The sequence below is a fragment of the Demequina sp. genome (assembly GCF_024642165.1).
Taxonomy (GTDB): Bacteria; Actinomycetota; Actinomycetes; order Actinomycetales; family Demequinaceae; genus Demequina.
In genome coordinates this window covers 1-20,880 of the sequence record NZ_JAHEBP010000022.1, presented here as the reverse complement: position 1 = coordinate 20,880, position 20,880 = coordinate 1, and the positions used below count along the sequence as shown (strand labels likewise).

Sequence of the window (20,880 nt, the reverse complement as noted above, 5' to 3'; positions counted from 1 at the left end):
CTTGGAGGACATCCTCGAGGAGTTGGTGGGTGAGGTGCGCGACTCGCTGGCCCGTCGCGAGCAGGCCTCGTAGGGCGTGTGGATCACGTCGTCGGGAGTGGCCAAGGGTCCGACGGCGCCGACGCCTGACGAAGATGCGGAGACCTGGCCACCCTCGTTGAGCACCGGGCACCCCGCTTGGCTATCTCGCGATGTTCACGCGACAGCGCCCCGTGGGCGAGCACGCGTCGGCCACCCAACCGCGCACCGCCACGAGGGTCCGTCTGCGGAGTTCGCGACTTCGTGTCGCGCCCCCAGAAATGCGGCTGGCAAGATCGCGACACCCCAGCCAAGAATGAACTTGAGCAGCGACGACGCCACTCGGCAAGATCGGGGGTCTGCCTTGAAAGCATCGCGCATTCACACAGTGTTCGTGCTGGCCGCGGCACTGGCGATGATACCCATGGCGGCACAGGCGGATGATGGAGGTTCGCGGTCGGAAGACACGGCGATCGAGCGAGCACTCGTACGGATCGAAAGCGGGTCGTGGAAGCAGGCCGATCTCGACCTGATCCGCTCCAACCCGGAGTTGGCGGCCGTCCTGGTCGATCCGTCAGTAGTGGAGGATCCGATCATCGAGTCCGGCGACCTCGACGAGACCGCCACCTTCGCGACATTCTCGCTCGCGGAGCCGTCCGTCGTCGCAGCTGTCGCTACTTCCTGCAAGTGGGTGGGAGTCGCGTACAAGCAAACGACCTTCCTCGGTGACACCGCCTATTGGTGGCACCACCGCGTGGAGTGGTGCTACGACGGCTCGAAGGTCACCACGTGGGTCACACGGTACGACTACACGACCAACAAGCTTTCGACGTACTACATTCGCGACCTTGTGGTGAATCAACAGGGCGGCGTTGGCACGTCTTCCGCGTGGTCGCACATGTCCCGCGCCATCGAGAACTGCGTCGCAAAATATGGTTGCATCGGTGAGTACACGCCGTGGAGCAAGATCACGGTCAGCAAGACGGGTGGCTACTCGTATGTCGGAGGCCTGAGTTGATCATGCGGATTCTCCTTGCCGTGCTGGCCTTTTTTGCGGCGATGGTCGTCATTGTGCTTGCGATGGGAGCACTCGGAGGAGTCGGCCCCATAGAGCTGGGCGTCGCAGCACTCCTCGCCGTCGCGGTTGGCGTTGGCGCTTTCTGGGGACTTGGCCGCAAACGCCACGCGTAGTTGACCGTCGTTTGCATGTGCCGGGGGATGCCTGGAAGGCGCCCCCGGCACTTGGGGTTCGCGCCGATGCTCGGCCGTGTGAATCAGGTCGGTCTTGATCCAGATCGCGGTGGCGGCGATCATGGTCAGGTCGTTGACGTTGCCGCCGGTGATCACCCAGCCGAGCGGTCGCCCTCGTCCGTCACCGGCGAGGAGGATCTTGCTGGTCAGGCCGGCGCGGGAACCGCCGATCGCGTTGTCAGGATGCTCTACCAGCGTATTCGTGTGATTCGACCATGCGCCCTGTGTGGTGCGCCAGCGTCAAGCCGTGCTGGTGCACGCGTGCGATGGTGGAGTCGATCGACACCACCCCGTCGAGTTTGCTGGCCGCGTCGGACTGCTGATGGACCTCGGCGAGAAGCTCCTTCGAGGTGCCGTCCGCGGCTCGCCGGTTGGAGCGCTTGTCGATCGAGTTCGACTTTCCGAACCGCGCAGGCCTATCGCGCCGTGGCGCACTCGCGCGGTACTTTCACGCCCCCCCGATCGCGAGACGATGATCGGTCCACGGCCGTGACCGGCCCGACGCCACCCGCATCATCGGCTCGACAACGGCGCACACCTCGTCAGAGGACTCGCATCGCGTCACGCCGACACGGCCGGCCGACCGCTACCCACACCACGTTGATCTACACGCCCTCGGGCCAACGGGCAGCCGCGAGCGCCGCCCGTGTGACGGACGATGCTCCTGTGAGGGGTTGGACTTTCGTTACCAATCAGTAATAATTGGTGGATTCGTTCGATGGGCCGTTGCCCCGAACGCATTCCTGACGCCCCTGCAGTCGAGACCCCGGGAGGACATGGTGAGCAAGCGCGGCGCGCATCACGCACCCCGTGTCCACCACCGCTCCCGCAAGGAGGTGCGGATCGAGCAGACGCAGGAGATCCAGATCCGCTCGACGCACCGGCGCCGCAAGTTCGTGACGCGGTTCGGCGTGCTCGTCGGTTTCGTGGCCGCCATGGTGGTGTACCCGATCCTGGGAACCATCGCGCCGTACGCCAACGCGGCGGAGCAGATCCCGGGCGTGGTCAAGGGCGAGTCGCCCACCACGGCCACCGCCATCCTGGGCGCCGGCCCGCAGTTCGAGTCCTCGGACCTGCCGCTGCCGTCGATCGACGATCAGTCCGGCGCCATCCTCACGGCCAACGACGTGCCCATCGCCTCGAACCTGCTCCCCGACTGCGACCCGGAGTTCAGCGGCACGCTGGTCAACGGCCGGCTCTCCGCGAGCCAGCTGTGCGACCTCTGGGTGCCCGGCGAGCAGCTGCGCCCCGACGCGGCTCTCGCGCTAGCGGCGCTCAACGAGCGTTTCAAGACCGAGTTCGGCACCAACATGTGCGTCTCCGACTCGTACCGCAGCATCGGCGGCCAGTACGCCACCAAGGCGCAGCGCGGCTACCTCGCCGCCACGCCCGGCACCTCGATGCACGGGCTCGGGCTGGCCGTGGACTTCTGCCGGTCGCACTCCGCCGGCGTCTACCTCTCGTGGCTCAAGCGCAACGCCGGCACGTACGGATTCTGGAACCCCGACTGGGCGCGCACCTCGAAGTACGAGCCCTGGCACTGGGAGTACCAGACCTACGGCGCGTACGAGTAGCCGCTCGTCGCCCCGCCCGTCGCCTGCATCGTCCCCTCGCCGCACACGACAGAGCCCGCGACCCGCGCCTTCCGGCGCGAATTGCGGGCTTCCGTGCGTCCGGGCTACTGGAGCCAGGGCGAGTCGATCGAGAACGTGGTCGCGACGGAGGCGATCTCCTCGCGGGTGAGGCCCTCGGCGCGGCCCCCGGCGAGGATGTCCATGTACTCGTAGTGGGCGGCGGTCTCCGCGTACTCGACGCGGTCGACGGCGCGGAACACCGAGATGTCCGAGCGGGACATGGTGCCGTGCTTGCTCCACAGCACGATCTCGTGCTGGCGCAGGCCCGCGACGTTGGCGGCGCCCATCTCGGGTGAGCCCGGGATGAAGAACGGCAGCACGCCGATGCCCTGGGACAGCGACACGATGGTCTCCGGCTCCCAGCGCAGGATCGCCGCGTTCATGCGGGCGGTGTCGCGGTACGCGGGGATGTGGCTGAGGTAGGTGAGGTGCGGCGGCTGAGCGTGCACCACGGCCTGGAAGTCGACGCCGCGGCGCTCGACCTGGTCCTGGTGGACCGCGAGGTGAGAGTTGAACTCGGACGTGAGCCGCGCGAACTTGCGGGTGTTCGACGAGTAGAGGGTGCCGGAGCGGCCACCCTCGTGGATCTTCACGGCGCCGATGGCGGCCAGCGGCTCGTCCTCGATCTGGCGCAGGCGGCGGCCCGAGCCGGTGGCGAGCACCGTGCCGCCGGCGAGCGCCGGGGCGGGGTCGGGCAGCTCGATCTCCTCCGCGTTGGGGAAGTGGCGGCGGACCTCGACGTCCCAGCCCATGTACACGGAGATGTTGCCGGCCCCGGCCTCTGAGGCGTCGATGTCGCATACGCGTGCGCCGGCCTCGCCGATCTGGGCGATGAGCTCGTCGAGCGTGGGCTTGGGCTGTTCGGTGGGCACGGGGGTTCTCCTGTCGTCGGTGGCGGGACGGCTCCGTCTCGCCGGGGTGAATGCGGTGCTGGTGAAGCAGTAATGAAACGATTCAATCATAGCCTGTGGGGCGCGCGCATGCCGAAGGTCCCGGTTCCGCACCCGCCCCTCGCTGACAGTGCGCACGGAACTCTCGGCGACACGCGGTCGATGCGGGCCGATGCGGGGGTCGCGCCCCGCGTGTCGGATCCGGATCCGTGCGGACTGTCGGGAGGTGGCGCGGCGGTGAGCAAGGTGGCCGACAACCCGCCGCGAGGCGCCTGACGGGGTGTAGGACTGGAGGCGAGGGCGAGCGTCATCCCTGGCTCGCCCCGCATCGTGCCGATCGACCGGTGACCCGCCGGCCGAGGCACGGACCGAGCCACCAGGAGGCGGCAGTGATCGTCGGAGTCCCCACCGAGACCAAGAACGGCGAGACCCGGGTGGCGCTCACGCCCGCGGGCGTCCATGCGCTCGTCGAGCGCGGCCACACCGTGGTGGTCCAGTCCGGCGCGGGGCTCGGCTCCGCGATCGAGGATGAGGACCTGGTGCTTGCCGGCGCGCGGCTGGGTACCGCCGCGGAGGCCTGGGCGGCCGATCTGGTGCTCAAGGTGAAGGAGCCGCAGCCCGAGGAGTTCGCGCTGCTGCGCGACAACGCCCTGTTCACGTTCCTCCACCTGGCGGCGAACCCTGCGCTCGCGGACGCGCTGCGCGCCGCGGGGACCACGGCGCTGTCCTACGACACGGTGCAGCTCGAGGACGGATCGCTGCCCCTGTTGACGCCCATGAGCGAGGTGGCGGGGCGGCTGTCCGTGCTGGTGGGCGCGTATCACCTGCTGAGCGCGCAGGGCGGACGCGGGGTGCTGCTGCCCGGGGTCCCCGGGGTGCCCGGAGCCGCGGTGACGGTGCTGGGCGCGGGCGTCGCGGGGTCCAACGCGATCGCGCAGGCGGTGGGCATGGGCGCGGAGGTCACCGCGATCGACCTGTCCGTGCCGCGCCTGCGGGCACTCGACGATCACTACCGCGGGCGCGTGCGAACGGTCGCGTCCACCGCCCACGCCGTGGAGGAGGCGGTGCTCGGCTCGGATCTGGTGATCGGCGCCGTGCTGGTGCCGGGCAGGCCCGCACCCAAGGTCGTGAGCCACGCGCTGGTGGCCGCGATGCCGCGGGGGAGCGTGCTGGTGGACATCGCGATCGACCAGGGCGGCTGCTTCGAGGACTCGCACGCCACCACCCACGCGGATCCGGTGTTCGAGGTCGACGGCTCGCTGCTCTACTGCGTCGCCAACATGCCGGCGGCGGTGGGCGCGACGGCCACGCGAGCGCTGACCAACATGTCGCTGCCGTACATCCTCCGCCTCGCGGACGGGGTGGACCAGGCCGCGGCCGCCGACCCGGCGCTCGAGCGAGGAGTCAACGTGAGGGACGGGCGCATCGTCCATCCCGCCGTGGCGGAGGCGCTGGGCGCCTGAGCCGCGATCAGTGCTCGGGGCGCCGGTCCATGAACTCGCGCAGCGGCCCCGGGAGCCGGGAGGGCTCCGGCACCTCGACGTGGGGTAGCTCCGCGGGGCGTGGGCTGATCACGGGGTAGTCCGCGAGCGTCTCCTCGGCGGCGACCCTTCCCAGGCGGATGAGCTCCGGGATGTCCTTGGCGACCCACTGCGAGCGGTCGCCCAGGCGCGGCGAGATGAGCGTCACGTCGGCTCGGATCTCGAGCTCGTGCACCTCGAGGGAGGACTCGAAGCCCGGCGCGTCCCATTCGGGGGCGAGCCGGACGCCGATCACGTGCCGCGCGCCCAGCTTGAATGCCGCCTCGAGGGGCAGGTTCTCGAGCAGCCCGCCGTCGACCAGCAGGTGGCCGTCGAGGTGGAGGGGACGGAACAGCCCGGGCACGGAGATCGACGCGCACAGGGCGTCGTCGAGGCTGCCGTGGTCGAGCATCACCACGTGGCGGGTCTTGAGGTCGGTCGCGACCGCGGCGAAGCGGACGGGCAGGTCCTCGATCAGCTCGTCGCCGCCGGAGAGCGCGTCGAGGGTGCGGCGTAGTCCCGCCGTGTCGAAGATGCCGAGCCCCGGGCGGAAGGAGACCGTCCCGAAGTGGCCCCATTCGGCCTTCAGGACCTCGGCCTCCAGCCGGTACGGGTCGCCGCCGCGCGCGTACGCGGCCCCCATGAGGGCGCCGGCCGAGGTGCCCGCGACCACGGTGGGTGCGATTCCGCGCTCCTGGAGCACCTGCAGCACACCCACATGCGCTGCGCCCAGCGCGCCGCCGCCGCCCAGGGCGAGGCCCAGGTGCGGCTCGTAGCGCAGGTCCACGGTCACCGGGCCAGGCTACGCGCGGCACGTCCGCCACGTGCGTCGCGCGGCGCTCCGGGGCGCGCCTACGCTGGGCGTCATGCCCGACACCCCAGACGGCCCTGGCGCCCCCGACGTCCCCGAAGCCGCTGGCGAGGGCGAGCCTCAGCGCACCTGGCTCCCGCTCGCGATCGCGCTGTCGGTGGCGGCGCTTGTGGTCATCGGCTCGTTCGTGGCGACGGCCCTCACGGCCCGCATGAGCGGGGCCCAATCGGACGCGGTGCGCGCCTGCGAGGCCGCCTACGAGGCGTCCGCCCAGGACGGCGAGGTGATGCCGCGGATCATCGCCGGCGACGTCTACGGCAGCGCCGAGTGGAGGGACCTGCGCTCGTTCATGATCGACCAGGGGATCGCCACCGAGGAGCAGTTGACGGTCACCGACGCGCAGGCCGCGGAGCGGGACGATGCGGCGGCCGCGCTCGCGGCCGACGGCCGGGACCTCGTCACGGTGGTCTGGTGGCTCGACACGGAGGTGCACTGGACGTGCACGGTGGACACCGAGGGTGACGCCGCGATCGACGCGACGGCGATGGTGGGCCCGCTGGTGCTCGCGGACGAGGCCGCGGCCGGCACCGAGGGCTGAGCTGGCGCGACGCCCTAGAGTGACAGCGTGGATCAGGCCCGACGACGCCCACCAGGTGGTGGGGCTCAAGCCCAGCCTGGTGGTGAGGGCGAGCACCGTCGGGTCGTGAGCCGTGCCGGGCTCAGGATGTGAAGAAGGCCCCGCCGTCACCATGGATAGCAGGGCCTTCGAGTCAGTTCTGCGGTGCCCCCGACAGGAGTCGAACCTGCGACCTACGGTACCGGAAACCGGCGCTCTATCCGCTGAGCTACGGGGGCATGCCCGGACTGACCGGGCCGAATGAGGATATCAGCCGGGCGGGTGCCGCCGTACCCGCCCGGCTGGCTGCATCAGGACGAGGACCGGGTCCGGTTCGGCGACGCCGTGCGGATGGGCGCCGGGTTGCGCGGCCGGCGCGGCGCCGGGCCAGGGGCCGCGGCGGGCGGCGCTACCGGAACCAGGCGCTGCAGCTGGGTGACGTGGTCGGGGTTGAGGTCCGCGACGGACGCGACGCCCAGCAGCTTCATGGTGCGCACGATCTCCTTGGTGAGGATCTCGATCGCGCGGTCGACGCCCTCGCGGCCGCCGGCCATGAGGCCGTAGAGGTAGGCGCGTCCCACGAGCGTGAAGTCTGCGCCCATCGCCAGCGCCGCCACGATGTCGGCCCCGGACATGATGCCCGTGTCGAGCACGATCTGCGTCTTGCCCTTGAGCTCCGCCGCCACGGAGGGCAGCAGGTGGAAGGGGATGGGCGCGCGGTCCAGCTGGCGACCGCCGTGGTTCGACAGCACGATGCCGTCCACGCCGCGGTCGACCACGCGCTTGGCGTCGTCGAGGGTCTGGATGCCCTTGACCGCCACCTTGCCGGGCCACTGGTCGCGGATCCAGTCCAGGTCATCGAACGTCACCGTCGGGTCGAACAGCGAGTCCAATAGCTCGCCGATGGTGCCCTTCCATTCGCTGAGGGAGGCGAACGCGAGCGGCTCCGTGGTGAGGAAGTTCCACCACCATTCGGGCCGGGGGATCGCGTTGAGCACCGTGGACGGGGTGAGTTGCGGCGGGATCGTGAATCCGTTGTAGCTGTCGCGCAGGCGCGCGCCGGCCACCGGCACGTCCACCGTCACCAGCAGGGTGTCGAACCCCGCGGCGGCGGCACGCTCGACCAGCTGCATCGACTTGTCGCGGTCCTTCTGCATGTACAGCTGGAACCAGTTGCGGCCGTCGGGGTTGGCCTCGCGCACGCCCTCGGGCGAGGTGGTGCCCACCGTCGACAGCGAGAACGGGATGCCCGCGGCGCCCGCGGCGGACGCGCCAGCGCGCTCACCCTCGGCCTGCATCATCCGGGTGAATCCCGTGGGCGCGATGCCGAAGGGCAGCGCCGAGCGGCCGCCGAGGATCTGGACGGACGTGTCGACGTTCGAGACGTCGCGCAGGATCGCGGGGTGGAACTCGATCTCGCGGAAGGCGCGGCGCGCGCGGCCCAGCGACAGCTCGGCCTCCGCGGCGCCATCGGTGTAGTCGAAGGCCCCCTTGGGCGTACGCCGCTTGGCGATCGCCCGCAGGTCCGCGATGGTGTGCGCCTTCGCGAGCCGCCGGGCGCGGCCATTGGTCTCGAACTTCTTGAAGTGCAGGAGCGGAGTCAACTCCGCAGGCCGGGGGAAGCGGCGCTCCATCTTCATCTCAGTGTCCCTTCGGTTCGAAAGCCCTGGGTGCGAACGTACGCGCGACCAGGTCGCGCAGCGACTCGAGCGAGCCGCTGACCGCGCCCAACGCACGGCCCTGGATCAGCACGTTGCCGATCGCGGTGGCCTCGACGGGCCCGGCCACCACGGGCAGGCCCGAGCGGTCCGCGGTGCGCTGGCACAGGAGCTCGTTGAGCGATCCGCCGCCCGTGATGTGGATGCGGCGCACCTCTTGGCCAGACAGGGCGCCGGCCTCGTGAACTGCGTCGGCGAACGCCTCCGCGAGGCTCTCGATGATGCAGCGCGCGAATGCCGCACGCGTGGTCGGGGCGCGCAGGCCACGTTCGCCCAGCCAGTCCGCGATCCGCGCGGGCATGTCGCCCGGCGCCATGAACGTCTCGTCGTTCGCGTCGAACAGGTCCACCGGGCCCGGAACGGCCGCGGCCTCGGCGAGCAGTCGCTCGAGGTCGACCTTCTCGCCGCCCTGTTCCCACGTGCGGATCGACTCGGACAGCAGCCACAGGCCCATGACGTTGTGGAGGAAGCGCGTGCGTCCGTCGACGCCGCCCTCGTTGGTAAAGTTCGCCGCCCGTGCGGCGTCCGTGAGCACGGGCGTCTCGGTCTCGACGCCTACGAGCCCCCACGTGCCGCAGGAGATGTAGGCGCCGCCGGGCTCGGTCATGGGAGTCGCCACCACGGCCGAGGCGGTGTCGTGTGAGCCCACGGCCACCACCGGCGTGCCGGCGGCGACGCCGGTCGACTCGGTGACGGGGGACAGGAGGGTGCCGATGGTCTCGCCTGGGTGGACGATGCGCGGGAACAGCCCGCGCGGCAGCCGCAGGCGGTCCATGAGCTCGCCGTCCCACTGCTGCGTGGAGACATCGAGCAGTCCGGTGGTGGACGCGTTGGTCGCCTCGGCCACGGTGGCGCCGGTGAGGTAGTAGGCCATCAGGTCCGGCACCAGCAGCATGCGGTCGGCGACGTCGAGCATGCCCGCCTCGCGTTCGACCGCCAGCTGGTAGAGCGTGTTGAACGGCAGGAACTGGAGGCCGTTGCGGGCGTAGAGCAGGGAGAACGGCTCGTCGGCATGCACCAGGTCCACGCCGTGCGCAGTCCGCTCGTCGCGGTAATGGAACGGCTCGCCCAGCACCCGACCGCCTCGCAGGAGCGCGTAGTCGACCGCCCACGAGTCGATGCCGATGGAGCGGATCGACGGGTCCCAGCGGGTGGCGGACCGCAGTCCGTCGAGCACGTGGGCGTACAGCTGCTGGATGTTCCAGTGCAGCCCGTCCGGCGTGCGCACCGGGCCGTTGGCGAAGCGCCCGACCTGGCGCAGTTCGAGGGTGTCGGGGCCCACCTGCCCGACCATGACGCGACCTGAGGTCGCGCCAAGGTCGACGGCGGCAACGGCGGCGGTCATCGCAGGAAGGCCGCGGCCACTCCCGCGTCCACGGGGATGTGGAGGCCGGTGGTGTGCGTCATGTCGGGGCCGGTGATGACGGCCGCGGCGTTGGCGACGTGCTCAGGGAGCACCTCGCGCTTGAGAATGGTGCGCTGCGCGTAGAACTCGCCCAACTTCTCCTCCTCGATCCCGTAGGTCTTCGCACGGTTGGCGCCCCAGCCCGCGGCGAAGATCCCGGAGCCGCGGACCACGCCGTCGGGGTTGATGCCGTTGACCTTGATCCCGTGCTCACCCAACTCGACCGCGAGCAGCCGCACCTGGTGCGCCTGGTCCGCCTTGGTCGCCGAGTAGGCGATGTTGTTGGGGCCGGCGAAGACGGCGTTCTTGGACGCGATGTAGACGATATCGCCGCCCATCTCCTGGGCGATCATGACGCGCGCGGCGGCCTGGGAGACCAGGAACGAGCCCTTGGCCATCACATCGTGCTGGAGGTCCCAGTCCTTCTCGGTGGTTTCGAGCAGCGGCTTCGACAGCGACAGTCCCGCGTTGTTGATGACCAGGTCGACGCCGCCGAAGGCGAGCACCGCCTCGCCCATCGCGGCGGCGACCGCCGCCGGGTCGGACACGTTGGCGGCGACGCCCACGGCCACGTCGGGTCCGCCCAGCTCGGCCGCGGCGGCCTGCGCCTTCTCGAGATCCAGGTCCGCGATGACCACGCACGCGCCCTCCGCGACCAGGCGGGTGGCGATCGCCTTGCCGATGCCGGAGGCGGCGCCGGTGACGAGTGCCACGCGGGTGGCGTGGGACTTGGGCTTGGGCATCCGCTGGAGCTTGGCCTCCTCGAGCGCCCAGTACTCGATGTTGAACTTCTCGGCATCGGAGATAGGCGTGTAGGTCGACAGCGACTCGGCACCGCGCATCACGTTGATCGCGTTGACGTAGAACTCGCCGGCGACGCGCGCCGTCTGCTTGTTCGCGCCGAACGAGAACATGCCCACGCCGGGCACCAGCACGATGGCCGGGTCCGCTCCGCGGATCGCGGGGGAGTCCTCGGTGGCGTAGGCGTTGTAATACGCCTGGTAGTCCTTGCGGTACGCGGCGTGGAGCTCCTTGAGGCGAGCGATGGAGTCCTCGACGGGGGCGTCGGCCGGCAGGTCGAGCACCAGCGGCTTGACCTTGGTGCGCAGGAAGTGGTCCGGGCAGCTGGTGCCCAGCGCGGCGAGGCGGGGGTGCTCGGCGGCGGCGAGGAAGTCGAGCACCACGTCGGCGTCGGTGAAGTGACCCACCATCGGCTTGTCCACGGACGCGATGCCGCGGATCACGGGAGCGAGGGCGATCGCCTTGGCCTTGCGGTCCTCGGCGGGCAGCGCGCCGTAGCCGTCAAGCGCGGGGCCGAACGGGTCCGTCTTGCCGTGCTCGGCGATGTACGCGGCGGCGGTGTCGATGATCTCCAGCGAGCGTGCCTCGCACTCGTCCGAGGTGTCCGCCCACGCGCTGATGCCGTGGCCGCCCAAGACGCAACCGATCGCCTGCGGGTTGGCCTCCTTGATGGCGGCGATGTCGAGGCCCAGCTGGAAGCCGGGGCGGCGCCACGGCACCCACACCACGCGGTCGCCGAAGATGGCGCGCGTGAGCTCCTCGCCGTCGGTGGCCGTGGCGATCGCGATGCCCGCGTCCGGGTGGAGGTGGTCCACGTGGGCGGCGTCGACCAAGCCGTGCATGGCAGTGTCGATGGACGGCGTCGCGCCGCCGATGCCGTGACGGCAGAAGTCGAAGGCCGCCACCATCTCGTCCTCCCGCTCGACGCCGGGGTAGACATCGACCAGCGCGTGCAGGCGGTCGAGGCGCAGCATCGCGAGCCCATTGGTGCCCAGGGTGCCTAAGTCGCCGCCGGAGCCCTTGACCCAGAGAAGCTCGACAGGCTCGCCCGTCACCGGGTCCGTCTGGGTGCCCTTGGCGGACGTGTTGCCGCCGGCGTAGTTGGTGTTCTTCGGGTCGGCGCCGAGGCGGTTGGAGCGTGCGATGAGGTCCGCTGCGGTGTTCATTGTTCCTCCGGGGGGTGAAAGGGTCGTCGGGCCGTGGGGCCACGGACATCGGGAATGGATATGGAGTCGGTCGAAAGGGGCCGGTCAGGCCTCGCGGGCCTTCGGAGACCTGTCGTAGGTGTGCACGGGATCGCGCTCGATCGCCTCGCCGAGAACATCGTCGATTCGCGCCATGAGCTCGGCGGGGATGACGACGCCCGAAGCCTTGACGTTCTCCTCCAACTGCTCCGGGCGGGAGGCGCCGATGATCGCCGACGCCACGTTCGGATTTTGCAGCACCCATGCGACGGCCAACTGTGCAGGGGACAGCGAGAGTTCGGCCGCGATGGGCGCGAGGTGCTGCACGCGGGTCAGCACGTCGGGGGTGAGCCAGCGCTTGACGAAGTCGGCGCCGCCCTTCGTGTCCGTGGCGCGCGAGCCGGAGGGAGCCGGCTCGCCCGGCTTGTACTTGCCGGTCAGCACGCCCTGGGCAATGGGAGACCAGACGATCTGCGAGATGCCGAGTTCGACGGAGGTCGGGACGATCCTGCCTTCGATGACGCGCCACAGCGCCGAGTACTCCGGCTGGTTGGAGATCAGCTGGATGCCGAGGTCCTGCGCTAGCGCATGACCGGCGCGCAACTGCTCTTCGGTCCATTCGCTCACGCCGATGTAGAGGGCCTTGCCTGCCCGCACGATGTCTGCGAACGCTTGGAAGGTCTCTTCCAACGGCGTCTCATAGTCGAAACGGTGCGCCTGATAGAGGTCCACGTAGTCGGTCTGCAGGCGCGTCAGCGACCCTTCGATCGACTCCATGATGTGCTTGCGGGACAGGCCGACGTCGTTGTGGCCCTTCGGGCCGGTGGGGCCGAAGACCTTCGTGAAGATCTCGATGGACGCGCGGCGTTCCGACTTCAACGCCTCGCCGAGGACGGTCTCCGCCTTAGTGTTCGCGTAGACGTCGGCGGTGTCGAACGTGGTGATCCCGGAGTCGATGGCCGCACGCACGCATGCCAGCGCGGCGTCCTTGTCGACCTGGGATCCGTGTGTCACCCAGTTGCCGTAGGTGATCTCCGAGATCTTGAATCCTGAGTTGCCGAGGTAGCGGAATTGCATCAGTCCTGCTCTCCCCTTGATAGGTGTGCGTCCGTGAGATGACAAACCGCGGGCACGTGCGGCGCACCCGGGTCCGCGGCGGGAACGCGTCTCCACGCCTGGGCGTCGTCCCGGCGTGCCGGGTACGCCCGGACGGAGAGGCGCGAGAGTCGCATCGGTTAGGCCCCCCAGCCGGCCTGGACGCCGCCCACGCGGTCCGCGGCGATCTGAGCGAGGTACCCGGACGCCGCGAAGGCCGCCATCGGGTCCGCGGGCAGGCCGCGCTCCTCGCGCCAGGCGGCGAGGTCGGGGCGGACGTCCGTGGAGAACGCGTCCATCATGATGCCGTGTGCGCCCAGCACGTCGCCGGCGGCCTGCGCGGCGTCGAGCGCCTCGCGGTCGAGCAGCAGCGCGCGGGCGGTCATCTCCTGGACGTTGAGCACCGAGCGGATCTGGCCCGGGATCTTGTCCTCGATGTTGTGGCACTGGTCGAGCATGAACGCGGTGTCGCCGTCCTTGCCGTAGCCGCCGCCGCGCAGCACCTCGACGAGGATGCGGAACAGTTGGAACGGGTCCGCCGCGCCCACGATCAGGTCGTCGTCCGCGTAGTTGCGGGAGTTGAAGTCGAACGAGCCGAGCTTGCCCAGCCGCAGCAGCTGCATGACGATGAACTCGATGTTGGTGCTGGGGGCGTGGTGGCCGGTGTCGAGGCACACGGTGGCGCGCTCGCCCAGGGCCGCGCACTGCACGTAGCTGGTGCCCCAGTCCGGAACGTCCATGTGATAGAACGCCGGCTCGAAGATCTTGTACTCGAGGACCAGGCGCTGGTTCTCGCCGATCCGGTCGTAGATCTCCTGGAGCGACTCGGCCAGGCGGTCCTGACGGCCGCGCATGTCGTCCTGACCCGCGTAGTTGGTGCCGTCGGCCAGCCAGATCTTGAGGTCGCGGCTGCCGGTGGCGTCCATGATGTCGATGCACTCGAGGTGGTGGTCGATCGCGGTGCGGCGGACCTTCTCGTCTCGGTGGGTGAGCGAGCCGAGCTTGTAGATGTCCGCCTGGAAGGTGTTCGAATTGATGGTGCCCAGGCCCACGCCCAGGTCCTCGGCGTGCTTGCGCAGCACCGAGTAGTCGTCGACCTTGTCCCACGGGATGTGGAGTGCGACGGTGGGGGACAGGCCCGTGAACTTGTTCACCTGAGCGGCGTCCGCGATCTTCTCGAACGGATCGCGGGGCGTGCCGGGCGTGCCGAACACCTTGAAGCGGGTGCCCGAGTTGCCGAAGGCCCACGAGGGAAGCTCGATGGCCTGCTCCTCGAGGCGGCTGGCGACGTGGCTGCTGAAGGCCATCGTGTCTCTCCTTTGAGCGGGGGGTCGCCGGGGGTGGTGGGCCGGATGGCCGTGTCTCCGCGGCGACGCTGGGTTGAAACGATTCAAATATAGAACGTCGCTCCGCGTCGGTCAAGTCGACCGCGCTTCTGGTTTGCGTGTCGACCGGCCCGTCCGGCGCTCGACGCCGCGGAGGCAACCGCGGCCTGTGCGCCCTGCCCTAGCCTTCGGCGCACAGCGGCCCGCGTCACAGGTCGAGGGCGTGCCTCTGGGCGTCGAGATTGAAGGCCTCGGCGAGTGGCGTGATCGCCTGGTCGGGCCGTGTACCGCCGAGCCCGGCGAAGAAGCGCGCGCTCTCCGCCTCCCATCGGGCGGTCCGTGGGTCCGCAGCAAGACGCCTCGCAGACTCCGTATCGTCATCTGTCTCGTAGTAACCCACCACTAGGCCGTCGGGTCGTACGAAGATGCTGTAGTTGCGCCGGCCGGACTCCGCTATCGCGGCGAGCATCTCGGGCCAGACGGCGCGATGCCTGGCGACGTACTCGTCGACCATGTCGGGGTGCAGGGTGAGGGTGAAGCACACTCGCTGTGTCATGGCGGCACCTTCCTCGGCGATGAGGCGAGCGTATCCTGACGCGACGCGTGTGGAACCATTCAGAATTGCGGGTCCTTCGTGGTTAGGTAGAGCCACACAGGCGACGAGGAGGAGGCGGCCGGGATGGCTGTGAGCGTCAGGGAGGTCGCCGCGCGCGCCGGCGTCTCCGTCGGCACCGTCTCCAACGTGCTGAACCGACCGGAGCACGTGAAGCCCGACACCGTCGACCGCGTCCATGCAGCGATCGAGGAGCTCGGATACGTCCCCAACGGTGCGGCGCGACAGCTGCGCGCCGGCCGCAGCCGGAGCCTCGCGCTGGTGGTGCTCGACGTGGGCAACCCCTTCTTCACGGACGTCGCCCGCGGGGCCGAGGCCCGAGCCGCCGAGGCCGGCATGACCGTCTTCCTCGCCAACTCCGATGAGTCGCCGGAGCGCGAGGCGATGCACTTGGAGATCTTCGAGCAGCAGCGGGTGGGGGGTGTGCTGATCTCGCCCGTAGAGGAGGACCTCACGCGCCTCGAGGCGTTGCGCGCGCGCGGGATCCCGGCCGTGCTCGTCGACCGAGAGGCCGGCGCCTCCGCCTTCTCCTCGGTCTCCGTCGATGACGTCGCGGGCGGCGCTCTCGCCGCCCGCCATCTGCTCGACACCGGGCGCCGGCGGCTCGCCTTCGTGGGCGGCCCCCTGCGGATCCGTCAGGTCTCCGATCGCTTCAAGGGGGCATCGGCCGCAGTGGCCGACGTCTCGGAGGCGACCCTGCAGTTGTTCGGCACCGACGAGATGTCGCTCGACGAGGGGCGTCGTGCCGGGGAGGCGCTCAAGCCGCTGATCCGCGACACCGGGATCGACGGCATCGTCGCGGCCAACGACCTCCTGGCGATCGGCATCCAGCGGGCTCTGCTGTTCGGACCCGACCCGATCCGGATGCCTGCGGAGGTGGGTCTGGTCGGGTACGACGACATCTCCTTCGCGGCATCGGCGGTGGTGCCGATCACCTCAGTGCGGCAGCCGCGCGAGCTCATCGGGTCGACGGCTGTGGAACTGATCCTCGAGGCGGCGGATGGCGACGGCGCCGGCGAGCCGCGCCACGTGGTGTTCGAGCCGAGCCTCGTGGTGCGCGCGTCGACCGTCGCGTGACAGCGCCCCCTCGGGCATCGATATTCCATTGTGGCCCAGTCGTTACTGAATCGTTACAAAATGTCTAGCGGGACATTGGTCCCATGTGCTTGAATCGATTCAACGGACGGGCAAAGGTGCCCGCCGCGGATGGAGGACAACAATGCCTTTCACTCATCGCCGCCGCGCTTTCGCGCTACCGGCACTGATCGCGGTCTCGGCCTTGGGCCTCGCCGCATGTTCGTCGGGGTCCACTCCCGACGAGTCGACCTCTTCGGGAGGCGAGACCACCGACGCGATGGAGCCCGTCGAGCTCTCGTTCCTCGTGGACAACAATGAGACGAGCGTGGGCGTGGTGACCGCCCTCACCGACGCGTACACCGCGGCGCACCCCAACGTCACGTTCGCGATCGAGGAGCGTCCGGGCGGCGGTGAGGGCGACAACATCGTCAAGACCCGCCTGCAGACCGGCGAGATGACGGACCTGTTCTTCTACAACTCCGGGTCGCTGTTCCAGGCGCTCGCCCCGACCAGGACCCTGCTCCCCATTGACGACATCGCCAATGCGGGCGCGATCCAGGACACCTTCAAGGCCGGCGTGTCCGCCGACGGCACTCTGTACGGCGTTCCCGCGGGTACCGCCATGGGCGGCGGCGTGATGTACAACATTCCGCTCTATGAAGAACTGGGCCTCGACGTTCCCACGTCGTGGGACGACTTCATGGCCAACAACCAGGCGATTCTCGACTCCGGCAAGGCCGCGCCCGTGATCCAGACGTTCAAGGACACCTGGACCTCGCAGCTGTTCGTGCTCGGCGATTTCGCCAACGTGCTCGCGGCTGACTCGGAGTGGGCCAACAAGTACACGGCCAACGAGGTCAAGTACGCCGACGGCGCCCCCGCGATCGACGGCTTCGTGCACCAGCAGGAGGTCTTCGAAGCGGGGTACCTCAACAAGGACTTTGCCTCGGCCACCTTCGTTGACGGTGTGCGCATGGTGGCCCAGGGCGAGGGCGCTCACTACCCGATGCTCTCGTTCGCGCTCGCGGAAGTCATCGCCAACTCGCCCGACAACGTGGGTGACGTGGGCTTCTTCGCCCTCCCGGGTGACTCGGCGGACAGCCCGCTCACCACGTGGCTTGCCGCGGGCATCTACGCCCCGGCCGATACCGAGCACGCGGACGTCGTGAAGGACTTCATGTCCTACGTGGCGACGCCCGAAGCCTGCGACGTCCAGACCGCCGCAGTCGGCGCTCAGGGCCCGTACTTCGTGGACGGCTGCACGCTGCCCGACGATGTGCCCCAGATGGTCGCGGACATGCTGCCCTACTTCGAGGCGAACAACACGCAGCCCGCGCTGGAGTTCCTCTCGCCCATCAAGGGCCCTGCTCTCGAGCAGATCACTGTCGAGGTGGGATCCGGAATCCGCTCTGCCGAGGACGGCGCAGCGCTGTACGACGAGGATGTGAAGAAGCAGGCTCAGCAGCTGGGCCTCGAGGGCTGGTAAGGACTCGAGCAGTCGCTGACCACGCGGTGCCCGGCCCTCGGGCCGGGCACCGCTCCACCCCTCAACGGAGCTCGCCATGACCCAGCAGACCCTGCAGCAACCGCCGCCGGAGGCGCCCCAGGCGCCCCGCGGCCGAGAGGCTCGGGGCGCGCGCAAGCCGCGCACCCGCAGCCCCTACCCGATGTGGTTCTATCTCCCGGCGGCGATCATCTACGGCGTGCTGTTCGTGGCGCCCACCTTCGCCTCCTTCTACTTCAGCCTCACGCGCTGGACCATCTTCGACTCGGAGTTCATCGGTCTCGAGAACTTCGTCACGTTCTTCTCCGAGCCCTACCTCTTCGACAGCCTGGTCAACACGCTGATGTTCGCGGTGATCACGTCGGGCCTCAAGGTCGTGCTGGGCCTGCTGTTCGCCGTGTTCCTCACCTCGCAGATCAAGGCCCGTGGGTACCTGCGGTCCGTGGTGTTCTTCCCCGTGCTCGTCTCCACCGTGGGCGTGGGCGTCACATTCTCGGTACTCATGGACCCGTTCGATGGGCTCATCAACAAGGTGCTCGCGGTGGTCGGAGTCGATGAGATCGGCTGGCTTACCGACCCCAACCTCGCACTGTTCTCGGTCGCATTCGTCGATGTCTGGCGCGGCCTCGGCCTCGCGACGCTCATCTACATCGCCGGCGTGGTCGCCATTCCCCAGGAGTACTTCGAGGCGGCCAAGGTTGACGGCGCCAATGCGTTCAAGCAGTTCTGGCACGTCACGCTGCCGCTCATGCGCCCGGCCACCACCACGGTGATCATCCTGTCGCTGATCGGCGGGCTGCGGTCCTTCGACCTCATCTGGACCATGACCAAGGGCGGCCCGGGCTTCAGCTCCGACGTGCTCGCCTCCGTGGTCTACAAGCAGTACCAGGCGGGCTTCTACGGCCTCTCCACCGCGGGCAACGTGGTGCTCTTCTTGGTGGTCGCGGCCATCATCATCCCGTTGTTCTGGCTGCTCAACCGCAAGGAGGTCGACCGATGAAGGAAGGCATCAGCAGGCTCAACCGCACCTATAGCTGGGTGGGCGGCATCGTCGCCATCCTCCTCACCGGCGTGCTCTTCGTGGTGCCGTTCGTCTTCATCTTCCTCACCGCGTCGAAGACCGGCCAGGAGGCGTCCCTCCTCGAGTTCACGTGGCCCACCGAGTGGGTCATCTGGGACAACGTGGTCGAGGTGATCCAGTCGCGCGACTACATCCTGGTGACCGCGTTCATCAACTCCACGATCCTGACGGTCGCGTCCGTCACGGTGATGGTCATCGTGTCCGCGCTGGTCGGCTACGTGCTGCAGCGTCGCAAGAGCCGGTGGAACGGGTTCATCAGCTTCATGGTCCTGGCCGGGCTCATCGTGCCGCCCGCCGTGGTCCCCACCATCTGGGTGATGCAGGGGCTTGGCATTTACAAGACGCTGCACGGCCTCGTGCTCATCGAGGTCGCGTTCGGCATGGCCTTCTGCATTCTCATGTTCCGGGCCTTTGTCGCCACCATTCCGCGCGAGCTCGACGAGGCCGCGGTGATGGACGGTGCCGGACCCATCCGGCTGTTCTTCCGGGTCATCTTCCCGCTGCTGAAATCCGTGATCGTCACGGTGATCGTGGTGCAGTCGGTCTTCGTCTTCAACGACTTCCAGAACCCGCTGTACTTCCTGCCGGGGGACCAAGGCGCGACGGTGCAGCTCACTCTGTACAACTTCCAGGGTCAGTTCTCGACGTCCTGGAACCTGCTGTTCATGGACATTGTGCTCATCACGTTGCCCATGCTGATCATGTACATCTTCTTCAACCGTCAGATCGTCGCCGGCCTCACGTCCGGCGCAGTCAAGGGGTGAACGTGTCCGCAACCACCAGCGTCACTGCTCGCGTCGAGTCGGGCGCTTTCGGCGACGTCGTGATGACCCGCACCCCGCGGCTGTCGTGGGCCGTATCGACCCCCGCTGCCGACTGGACCCAGGCGGCCGCGGAGGTCGAGTGGTCCTCCGCGTCCGGCGCGCTGATCCGCGAACTGGATGGCCCGGACGCCGCGCAGGTGACCTGGCCGTTCGCGCCGCTCAAGGACGCCGAGCGTGGCTCGGTCCGGGTCCGCGTGCACTCCAAGGCGACCGGCTGGAGCGCATGGAGCGAACCCGTCGGCATCCTGTGCGGCGTGCGCGACGGCTGGTCGGCCGGCTGGGTCGCGCACCCGGGTCCCCGCGCCGAGCAGTGCCCGGTGCGCATGCGGCAGGCCGTCGCCGTGCGGCCCAAGCTCCGCTCGGCGGTGCTGTACGCCACCGCTCACGGCGTCTACCAGGTGCATGTGGACGGTGTCCCGGTCGACGACGAGCGCATGAAGCCCGGCTGGACCGCCTATGGTGTCCGCGACACGTATGCCGCCACTGATGTCACCGCGCTGCTCACGGAGGGCACCCGCGCCATCACGGTCGACCTGGCCGCCGGCTGGTTCGCGGAGCGGTTCGGGTTCCACGGCTTCGAGCGCTACCAGTACGGATCCGCCCAGCCGGCGTTCTCCGCGATCCTGCGCCTGCAGTACAAGGACGGCAGCGTCGAGGAGATCGTCACAGACGCCACGTGGGACGTGACGGACGAGGGCCCGGTCCTCTCCTCCGGCATCTACGCCGGCGAGCAGGCGGACGGCCGGCGCAGGTCGCCGGACGGGTGGGTTCCCGCCACCGTCGCGGCGATGCTCGCGGTGCCCGTGCCCCGCACCAGCCCGCCGGTGCGGGCCACGGAGGAGCTCGCCCCGGTCGAGGTGATCCGTACTCCGGCGGGCGCGACGGTGCTGGACTTCGGGCAGAACCTGGTCGGCCACCTGCGGATCCGCGTCTCCGGCCCCGCCGGCGCGACGGTAACGCTGCGGCATGCGGAGGTGCTCGAGCACGGTGAGCTGGCGTTGCGGCCGCTGCGGCGTGCCGCGGCCACCGACCGGTACACGCTGGCGGGCGGCGGCGAGGAGACCTGGGAGCCGCTGTTCACCTTCCACGGCTTCCGTTACGCCCAAATCGACGGCTGGCCCGGTGAGCTGGACCCCGCGGACGTCACGGCCGTGGTGGTGGGCTCCGACATGCGTCGCACCGGCACGTTCGAGTCCTCGCATGCCCTGCTGGATCGACTCCACGAGAACGTGGTGTGGTCGATGCGCGGCAACTTCCTGTCGATCCCCACCGACTGCCCGCAGCGCGACGAGCGCCTGGGCTGGACGGGTGACATCCAGGTGTTCGCTCCCACCGCATCGTTCCTCCACGACTCGGACGCGTTCCTGTCCTCGTGGCTCGAGGACCTCGCCATCGACCAGACAGACGACGGCTCCGTGCCCTTCGTGGTGCCCGACGTGCTCGACTCCGCACACATCGGCACCGCCGCCTGGGGCGACGCCGCAACTCTGGTCCCGTGGACGCTCTACCAGCG

Annotated in this window: 17 protein-coding genes, 1 tRNA gene and 1 pseudogene; 9 read left to right on the top strand and 10 right to left on the bottom strand. The window is 69.2% G+C overall.

The window, feature by feature from the left end; translation table 11 throughout:
- Positions 1-340 precede the first annotated feature (340 nt).
- Positions 341-1,036, top strand: a complete 696-nt coding sequence (locus tag Q0L54_RS03635; protein ID WP_296665565.1) for a hypothetical protein — start codon at positions 341-343, stop codon at positions 1,034-1,036.
- Between the two features lie 296 nt (positions 1,037-1,332).
- On the opposite strand, the pseudogene Q0L54_RS11100 reads toward Q0L54_RS03635, so the two are convergent.
- A pseudogene (locus Q0L54_RS11100) lies at positions 1,333-1,465 on the bottom strand (IS5/IS1182 family transposase); the annotation flags it as partial.
- A gap of 583 nt (positions 1,466-2,048) precedes the next feature.
- Here Q0L54_RS11100 and Q0L54_RS03625 point away from each other — a divergent pair.
- Entirely contained in the window at positions 2,049-2,843 is a 795-nt protein-coding gene (locus Q0L54_RS03625) for a M15 family metallopeptidase (protein WP_296665563.1), read from the top strand.
- Between the two features lie 104 nt (positions 2,844-2,947).
- Here Q0L54_RS03625 and Q0L54_RS03620 read toward each other — a convergent pair whose 3' ends face one another.
- Positions 2,948-3,775 carry a class II aldolase/adducin family protein gene (locus Q0L54_RS03620; protein WP_296665561.1) on the bottom strand — a complete coding sequence of 276 codons (828 nt, stop codon included), beginning with the start codon at positions 3,773-3,775 and terminating at the stop codon, positions 2,948-2,950.
- Between the two features lie 407 nt (positions 3,776-4,182).
- Here Q0L54_RS03620 and ald point away from each other — a divergent pair, with 407 nt between their 5' ends.
- Entirely contained in the window at positions 4,183-5,256 is a 1,074-nt protein-coding gene (gene ald, locus Q0L54_RS03615) for an alanine dehydrogenase (protein WP_296665559.1), read from the top strand.
- A gap of 7 nt (positions 5,257-5,263) precedes the next feature.
- On the opposite strand, the gene Q0L54_RS03610 is transcribed toward ald, so the two are convergent.
- On the bottom strand, positions 5,264-6,106 hold the full coding sequence (locus Q0L54_RS03610; protein ID WP_296665558.1) for a patatin-like phospholipase family protein: 843 nt from the start codon (positions 6,104-6,106) through the stop codon (positions 5,264-5,266).
- Between the two features lie 73 nt (positions 6,107-6,179).
- On the opposite strand from Q0L54_RS03610, the gene Q0L54_RS03605 reads away from it, so the two are divergent.
- The gene (locus Q0L54_RS03605) at positions 6,180-6,722 is read left to right on the top strand and encodes a hypothetical protein (protein ID WP_296665557.1); all 543 of its coding nucleotides are present in this window, start codon (positions 6,180-6,182) and stop codon (positions 6,720-6,722) included.
- A 184-nt stretch (positions 6,723-6,906) separates the two neighbouring features.
- Here Q0L54_RS03605 and Q0L54_RS03600 read toward each other — a convergent pair.
- The 7 genes from Q0L54_RS03600 to Q0L54_RS03570 all read right to left on the bottom strand — a co-directional run bounded on the left by Q0L54_RS03600 (position 6,907) and on the right by Q0L54_RS03570 (position 14,824).
- Positions 6,907-6,979, bottom strand: a tRNA-Arg gene (locus Q0L54_RS03600).
- A gap of 72 nt (positions 6,980-7,051) precedes the next feature.
- A complete protein-coding gene (locus tag Q0L54_RS03595) occupies positions 7,052-8,374 on the bottom strand; it encodes an alpha-hydroxy acid oxidase (RefSeq protein WP_296665573.1) in 1,323 nt (440 codons plus the stop codon).
- Positions 8,375-8,381: 7 nt separating this feature from the next.
- Positions 8,382-9,803 carry a rhamnulokinase family protein gene (locus Q0L54_RS03590; protein ID WP_296665554.1) on the bottom strand — a complete coding sequence of 474 codons (1,422 nt, stop codon included), beginning with the start codon at positions 9,801-9,803 and terminating at the stop codon, positions 8,382-8,384.
- On the bottom strand, positions 9,800-11,830 hold the full coding sequence (locus tag Q0L54_RS03585) for a bifunctional aldolase/short-chain dehydrogenase (protein ID WP_296665553.1): 2,031 nt from the start codon (positions 11,828-11,830) through the stop codon (positions 9,800-9,802). The genes Q0L54_RS03590 and Q0L54_RS03585 overlap by 4 nt, the downstream gene beginning before the upstream one ends.
- A gap of 84 nt (positions 11,831-11,914) precedes the next feature.
- Positions 11,915-12,925 carry an aldo/keto reductase family protein gene (locus Q0L54_RS03580; RefSeq protein ID WP_296665552.1) on the bottom strand — a complete coding sequence of 337 codons (1,011 nt, stop codon included), beginning with the start codon at positions 12,923-12,925 and terminating at the stop codon, positions 11,915-11,917.
- Between the two features lie 158 nt (positions 12,926-13,083).
- Positions 13,084-14,250 (bottom strand): L-rhamnose isomerase, encoded by a 1,167-nt coding sequence (gene rhaI / locus Q0L54_RS03575; protein ID WP_296665550.1) that lies wholly within the window; start codon positions 14,248-14,250, stop codon positions 13,084-13,086.
- 226 nt (positions 14,251-14,476) lie between these two features.
- Positions 14,477-14,824, bottom strand: coding sequence for an L-rhamnose mutarotase (locus Q0L54_RS03570; protein WP_296665548.1), 348 nt, complete (start codon positions 14,822-14,824; stop codon positions 14,477-14,479).
- Positions 14,825-14,947: 123 nt separating this feature from the next.
- Between Q0L54_RS03570 and Q0L54_RS03565 the strand changes: the two genes are divergently transcribed.
- The 5 genes from Q0L54_RS03565 to Q0L54_RS03545 all read left to right on the top strand — a co-directional run.
- Entirely contained in the window at positions 14,948-15,958 is a 1,011-nt protein-coding gene (locus Q0L54_RS03565; RefSeq protein ID WP_296665546.1) for a LacI family DNA-binding transcriptional regulator, read from the top strand.
- Positions 15,959-16,100: 142 nt separating this feature from the next.
- A complete protein-coding gene (locus tag Q0L54_RS03560; protein WP_296665544.1) occupies positions 16,101-17,444 on the top strand; it encodes an extracellular solute-binding protein in 1,344 nt (447 codons plus the stop codon).
- A gap of 181 nt (positions 17,445-17,625) precedes the next feature.
- Entirely contained in the window at positions 17,626-18,462 is an 837-nt protein-coding gene (locus Q0L54_RS03555) for a carbohydrate ABC transporter permease (protein ID WP_296665571.1), read from the top strand.
- The gene (locus tag Q0L54_RS03550; protein ID WP_296665543.1) at positions 18,459-19,307 is read left to right on the top strand and encodes a carbohydrate ABC transporter permease; all 849 of its coding nucleotides are present in this window, start codon (positions 18,459-18,461) and stop codon (positions 19,305-19,307) included. The genes Q0L54_RS03555 and Q0L54_RS03550 overlap by 4 nt, the downstream gene beginning before the upstream one ends.
- Positions 19,308-19,309: 2 nt before the next feature.
- A partial coding sequence (locus Q0L54_RS03545) for a family 78 glycoside hydrolase catalytic domain (RefSeq protein ID WP_296665541.1) occupies positions 19,310-20,880 on the top strand: 1,571 nt, incomplete at its 3' end.